Here is a 6,169-nt window from a genome sequence, read left to right as displayed (position 1 = left end):
CCACGCCGGTCGGCACTCTGATCGGCTACGAGATAGAAACCCGCCTGGCCGCGGCGGCTATGAACTACCTCGTACCGTTTGAAGGCGTGACGGTGATTGGCGGTGACGCGACGGTGGAGGCCATCCCACCGTCCGATATCATCTACGTCAATGCCGGCGTCGTCGCGCCACCGGCCGGATGGCTTGTCGCCCTGAAGCCTGGCGGTCGCATGATCTTCCCATGGCGGCCAAGCGAGGAGATCGCCATGGCCGTACTGGCGACCCGCACCGAACAGGGAATTACCTTGCGGCCCTGTGGTGCTGCGTACTTCATTCCCTGCATCGGCGCCTCCAGCCTCGATAGCTGCGAGAAAGTGCCCGATCGCAAAGAAGCCCGGTCAATCCGCTCATTGTGGCGGAAGGCCGACCGCGCGCCCGATGCATCGGCCCTGGCGATATATTCCGAGGTCTGGTTCTCTTCGGAGGAGATAGTGGCGGCGTAATCTCTATAATGCAGGGGCAGGATGGGGTCCGCGCCCCCTGCCCGCTCACGACCGGGCGATCTCCTTCCACCCGTACTTGCCAGTCCGCTGTCGACCGGTTGAACTCACCACCCCATATCCGCCATTCAACAAGTGTCGCAGCTCGCCGAAAGCTGACCTTTGTCAGTGGTAGTCGGCTGGACGGTGATGGATCGCTTGCGTGCAAATTTTGAAATGGCACAGTCGATCTCATTTCTCCTTGGTGCGAAAAATCTTCACCGGCTGGTACTGCCGCAAGTGATGAGACCCTTAAATTAAAGGTCGAGTTGTACCCCCTTCATCCACTAGCCAGCCTTTTCGCTGCCGGGAAAATGTTCCTGGGACAGGATCGGCACGATACACTTGCGCAGTTTGGCCGGCGTAATGCCGGGCGCTTCGTCGGGCAGGGAGGCCAGCACTGCCTCCTTCATGGCGAAGAACTTTTGAGCATCAACCTTGACCTTGTGATCGGGCGAAACGCCATTTTTCATCACGTACTTTTCGATTGTGTCCTTAATCATGACGGTCTTCCAAGAAGGCGTAAGTCATGGCTGCGGCAAAGCCATCCACGTCGCTTTCAAAGCCCATATGATCGCCAGGGAACGCCGTCGATTTAATGCCGAGCTGATCGGCCACCGCCTGGCTCATGGCTTCGATAGGCTGGCCGACAGATCCGGTGCCGATGGCGACGACGATGCGAGGCGCGCCATTGCGCAAAGCTTCGACATCTGGACGGTAAGTGGAAAGTGGCAGCATGCCATGGGCAAACCAATATTCGAAATTGCCACCGATGCGGCCGAAGGTTTCGGCTACCTTGGGCGGCATGTCGCAATCGGGTGTGCCGTCGAGGCCATTTTCGGCCAAGAACTGGCCCATAGCCGCCTCGACGCCATCTCGCCTATAGGTTTCATGGAGCGCTCGGTCACCGGCCAGGGCCGGTTCGGGATCGGCCAGCAGCATCATGCTTGGTGGCTCATGTGCGATCAGCACCGAGACTTTGGTGGGGTAGCGTGCGGCAAGGTTGAGGCCGATCTGCGCGCCGCCGCTGGTACCGAAGATAAAAGCAGGGCCCCCGCCATTTGCAGCAATGAGTGCTGCAACATCATCCGCGATGACATCTACATCGAGATCGCCCGGTTGAGTGTCGGTCATAGTGCGTGAATTACCGCGAGGATCGAAGGACAGTACCGTGTAGCGATCGCTTAGTTGATCGGCCAGGCCGGCAAAGACGCCAGCATCCTGCGGGCCGCCGGGAATGATAACGATCAGGGGGCCACTACCCCAGATTTCGTAGTGCAGGGTCGCTCCCGCAACTGGGAGGGTCTTGGTCTGATGAGCAGGCATGACGTACTCCATAAATGGGCTGAACGATCCAGTTCTAATCTTGCACGAAACTAGACGGTCCAGTATGATTGTCAAGTCGGAAGGAGTCGTGATGGCTGTTGTTGCAAAAGATGAGGCGAGCACGAGTTCGGGACGCAAGCGGTTAAACGTGCTGGCTGCAGCGACCGAGACTTTCATGAAGTCGGGATTTCTCGGCGCCAACATGGACGAAATCGCCGTGGCATCCGGCGTCTCAAAGCAGACTGTCTACAAGAATTTTAGGAGCAAAGAGGCGCTCTTCATTGAGGTCGTGACGGCCATGATGGGCGAAGCAGATTTGCGGGTCCATACCGCACCAATGGAACCCGACAGCATGGAAACGTTGGAACGCTACCTCTTCGCTTATGCCCATCGGCAGCTTTCCGTCGCGCTGACCCCAGCGCTGATGCAACTGCGGCGATTGGTGATCGGTGAGCTTGCACGGTTCCCCGACCTTGCACGCATCTTGCACGAGCGGGGCCCTCAACGCGCGATCAGCGTATTGGCAGATGTGTTCAAACGGCTTGAAGCACAGGGCCTGTTAACATGCCCAGATGCCACACTGGCCGCGATCCACTTCAACTGGCTGTTCATGGCCGAACCGGTCAACCGCGCCATGCTCCTGGGAGATGACGGCCTGCCGAGCGACGCAGAGATGCGCCGTTTCGCCAAAGAGGCGGTCCGCGTTTTTCTCGCAGCCTACGGCTCCAAGGCCCCCTGACATAGCTAAGTCCGCTTTCTGTATTATTCAAAGAACAACGGATATTCTGCTTGCCACCCAAAGTCGCCGATACGCTTGCGACAATTGCAGCCATCAGAAAACGTACGAATTTCTCCGGGAATAGCGGAGGCAATACCTGCCAGCCATCTAGGTGTTTAGTCCCGGCATTTGGTGGATTGGATCAAGACTGAACCTTTCGGGCTCTGCTGTCCAGATTTTGCAGATGTATTCGTAGGGCGTGAGGCCCTTCAGGGTCTTGAGCCGGCGTCCGTAGTTGTAGGCGGCGATGAAGTCGGTCAGGTGCGCTTCGAGCTGTTGGTGGCTGTCGTAATGGTAGCGCTTGACGGTGGCTTCCTTGATGGTGCGGTTCATGCGCTCTACCTGCCCGTTGGTCCACGGATGCTTGATCTTGGTGAGACGATGCTCGATGCCGTTCTCGTGACAGCGCATGTCGAACATGTGCGTGACATAGCGGGCCGTGTAACCATTGGCGTAGCGGGGCGGGAAGGTGAACTGGATGCCGTTGTCGGTCAGAACGGTATGGATTTTGTAGGGGATGGCCTGGATCACCTGGACCAGGAAGGCCGACGCCGAGGTTCTTCCTGTTTTCCTGACGAGTTGAACGACGGTAAATTTGCTCGTGCGATCAATGGCGACATAGAGATAGAGCTTGCCTTCGGCGGTCTGGACCTCGGCGATGTCGATGTGGATATAGCCGATCGGGTAGGTCTTGAACTTCTTCTTGTCGGGCTTGTCGCCCGCCACATCGGGAAGCCTGGAAATGCCATGGCGCTGCAGGCAGCGGTGCAATGACGACCGCGTCAGATGCGGGATCGTCGGCTGCAAGGTGTAGAGGCAATCGTCCAGCGGCAGCAGCGTGTGCTTGCGAAACGCGACGATGATCGCCTCCTCCTCGATCGACAGCACCGTCGACCTCGGATCCCTGGGGCCGGTGGGAAGATCGGCCACCGACGTCCGATGTTTCCACTTCGCCACCGTCTTCTGGTTAATCCCGTAGCGCTTGGAAAGCGACCTCAAGCTCTCTTGACTATGTTGTATCGCTCGACGGACTGCCTCTGTCGTTGTGGCGCTGCCGTGTAGAACCTGGCCCATAGTGCTTCCTTCCATTCCATGGAAAACATCGCACCATCAAAGCCCGGGATCAAACACCTAGAAGACGATCGCTGAGCTACGAAAAACCAGCGAGCATTTTAGCAATGCGCTCGCGTATCGTTGGCGACTGTCCCGCCGCGGCAAGAACCTGGTCGCGTATCCATCTTAGAATAGGCGATTTCAAGGTCGCCACCTTGGTCAGTCGGTCGGTTCTGTTCAGCACTTGCTGGGCCGAAGCACGTCGATCGCGTGCATAGTCATCGAGTTGCGTCCCAGGAGTACGCAGATAGCTCGCCAAGGCTATCGCCAGCGTTTCAGCGTCCCGAATACCAAGATTCATGCCTTGACCTCCTGCGGGGCTATGGACGTGAGCGGCATCGCCGACAAGAAGATATGGCCCATCCCGGAACCGAGCAGCCAGCTTATGATGAACTTGGAAGCGAGAGCCCCATATAATGTCGCGCACCGTCACCCCATTACTTGGTCCTCGCAGATCTATAACGCGCTGCACGTCTGCAATCGTCGGCTGCGCCGGCGCATCGGCGAGCTGTGCAACCACCCGAAAGCGAGAATTCGACATCGGCGCGACGACCAGTGTCCCCTCTTGGGCAAAAAACAGGCTAACCTCGCGGAGGTCGATGGGCCAGCTCATGTGGACATCTGCGAGCATGAACGATCCATAGGTGGCTCCAGGAAAAGCAATTCCTGCATTGGAGCGGACGAAACTTTTTTCGCCATCGGCGCCGACTATAAACCGGGCTGTCATGGTTTGCGTGCCCGATGGACCGTCCAACAACACACTGACGCCATTCTCACCTTTCTGTATTTTCACCAGCCGGGCTGGTCGAAGTACGCTGTGCCCAAGTTTTTCCAAATGTCTGGTCAAGACTTCCTCCGTTTCGTCCTGTGGGATCATGAGGGCAAACGGGGTTGAACTGTCGAGAACCGAGAACGAGGCCCCCAGCAGAATGCGGTCTCGATCGCGCACTCTGAAATCCGGCGCCTTTATACCTTGATCTATCAAAGTGTCGGCAACACCGAGCCTCTGCAACGTCTCAAGTGTTGCAGCATGAATAACCGCAGCCCGAGAGGTATTCTGTGCGCTGGGCAAGGCATCGACGATTCGGAAGTCAACGCCGGCCTGAGCCAGACCGATAGCAGTTGCTAATCCTGCCGGACCTGCGCCTACGATTAAAACATCGGGGTTCGCGTTCATGGCCATACTCCTAATGTAAACGTTTGCTTACATTTCTTGTATCCGTTATGTCAATGCGTGTTTACACATGAGAAGGTCTATGATTAGAAATTCTGAGGCCACCCAGTCACGCCTACTGATGGCAGCCAAGGGTCAATTTGCTGCCAATGGATATGAGCGGACCACTGTGCGCGACATCGCGGCTGAGGCCGGGGTCAATGTGGCGTTGATCAACAGGTACTTTGGCAGCAAAGAAGAGCTTTTTGCACAGGCCGTAGCCATCGATCTGGAATTCCCCGATCTCAGCGACGTAAACAAAGGAGAGATCGGAGAGCGGCTCGTTCGCCATTTTTATACTCGGTGGGAAGGAAACTACGCAGATGATCTGCTGAGAGTGCTGGTCCGAACTGCGGCGACCAATGCCACTGCAGCTGACAAAATCATGAAGATTCTAAATGGTCAGATCGTGCCGCTTGTCACTAAGCTGACAGGAGAAGCCGGAGCACAACACAGAGCCAGCCTTGTCGCGACCCAAATTTTGGGTCTCGCCTATTGTCGTTACATTTTGAACCTAGGCGATGACTACCTCGATCCACCTGACACTGTGGCCGCGATTGCCGAGACTTTGCAGCGATACCTTTTTGCACCCGCAACGTAAAAGTGTGGTTCAGTTTTAAAGTAATGTCTTGTCATCGGGTAGAGATGGCTATGCGCTAAGCGGAATTATCATGGTCATCTGGTCGACGGCCGCTCCGAGCGCCTAAAATATGTCTGCTTTTCAGGGTGCCGGCCCGTAAGCGGACTTTCCGCATTCCACCCCGTTCCTGCCCTTAGTGGCATAATGAGAGGCTCTCTGGCCCATAAAAGCTGACTATTCTAGCCCCAAGACAGCTGATCGTGTGGCAGCCGGCTGCTTGGATCGAAAACTTCGACCTGATGGGGATGGGCTGGACCCCAATCCCACAAGACCAGATTGCGATCGTCGACATCGGCCCCTATTGCGTAGCTGGGCTCGACAATGCCGGCGACACCTCGTGAGACCAAGCGATCGTATATGGCCCAGGACGCGGGTCGAACTCCGGTCGAAAGGGCCCACGCCCAGTCGCAGCCCATATCTGTCGCAGAAACTGCTGCGGCCCCCCTCCCCTGCTCCGTTGTCAGGTCGAAGACATCGTCGCAGTCAACATCATAGGAACAGAGACCCGTCGGATCGAGCCGATGGGGCAGTCCCTGGCTGATTTCCTTGATCGCAGTCATGATGCTGAGGCCCAGATAGAG

Annotated in this window: 7 protein-coding genes and 1 pseudogene; 3 read left to right on the top strand and 5 right to left on the bottom strand. The window is 56.8% G+C overall.

Annotated features, from left to right (window positions below):
- Positions 1 to 482, top strand: a pseudogene (locus WH91_RS17840) (protein-L-isoaspartate O-methyltransferase family protein); the annotation flags it as partial.
- A gap of 323 nt (positions 483 to 805) precedes the next feature.
- Here WH91_RS17840 and WH91_RS17835 read toward each other — a convergent pair.
- Both WH91_RS17835 and WH91_RS17830 read right to left on the bottom strand, forming a co-directional pair.
- Positions 806 to 1,021 (bottom strand): DUF6958 family protein, encoded by a 216-nt coding sequence (locus WH91_RS17835; RefSeq protein ID WP_046172369.1) that lies wholly within the window; start codon positions 1,019 to 1,021, stop codon positions 806 to 808.
- Complete coding sequence (locus tag WH91_RS17830) at positions 1,014 to 1,844, bottom strand: alpha/beta fold hydrolase (protein ID WP_046172368.1); 831 nt, start codon at positions 1,842 to 1,844, stop codon at positions 1,014 to 1,016. The genes WH91_RS17835 and WH91_RS17830 overlap by 8 nt, the downstream gene beginning before the upstream one ends.
- Positions 1,845 to 1,935: 91 nt before the next feature.
- On the opposite strand from WH91_RS17830, the gene WH91_RS17825 reads away from it, so the two are divergent.
- A complete protein-coding gene (locus tag WH91_RS17825) occupies positions 1,936 to 2,583 on the top strand; it encodes a TetR/AcrR family transcriptional regulator (protein WP_248305828.1) in 648 nt (215 codons plus the stop codon).
- A 147-nt stretch (positions 2,584 to 2,730) separates the two neighbouring features.
- Here WH91_RS17825 and WH91_RS17820 read toward each other — a convergent pair whose 3' ends face one another.
- Positions 2,731 to 3,696, bottom strand: coding sequence for an IS481 family transposase (locus WH91_RS17820; RefSeq protein ID WP_046172366.1), 966 nt, complete (start codon positions 3,694 to 3,696; stop codon positions 2,731 to 2,733).
- Between the two features lie 76 nt (positions 3,697 to 3,772).
- On the bottom strand, positions 3,773 to 4,912 hold the full coding sequence (locus tag WH91_RS17815; protein ID WP_046172365.1) for an FAD-dependent monooxygenase: 1,140 nt from the start codon (positions 4,910 to 4,912) through the stop codon (positions 3,773 to 3,775).
- A gap of 79 nt (positions 4,913 to 4,991) precedes the next feature.
- Between WH91_RS17815 and WH91_RS17810 the strand changes: the two genes are divergently transcribed.
- Positions 4,992 to 5,549 (top strand): TetR/AcrR family transcriptional regulator, encoded by a 558-nt coding sequence (locus tag WH91_RS17810; RefSeq protein ID WP_046172364.1) that lies wholly within the window; start codon positions 4,992 to 4,994, stop codon positions 5,547 to 5,549.
- A 218-nt stretch (positions 5,550 to 5,767) separates the two neighbouring features.
- On the opposite strand, the gene WH91_RS17805 is transcribed toward WH91_RS17810, so the two are convergent.
- A partial coding sequence (locus tag WH91_RS17805; protein ID WP_248305827.1) for an RES family NAD+ phosphorylase occupies positions 5,768 to 6,169 on the bottom strand: 402 nt, incomplete at its 5' end.

The sequence above is a fragment of the Devosia psychrophila genome, assembly GCF_000971275.1.
Classification (GTDB): Bacteria; Pseudomonadota; Alphaproteobacteria; order Rhizobiales; family Devosiaceae; genus Devosia; species Devosia psychrophila.
This window is presented reverse-complemented; position numbering and strand designations above follow the sequence as displayed.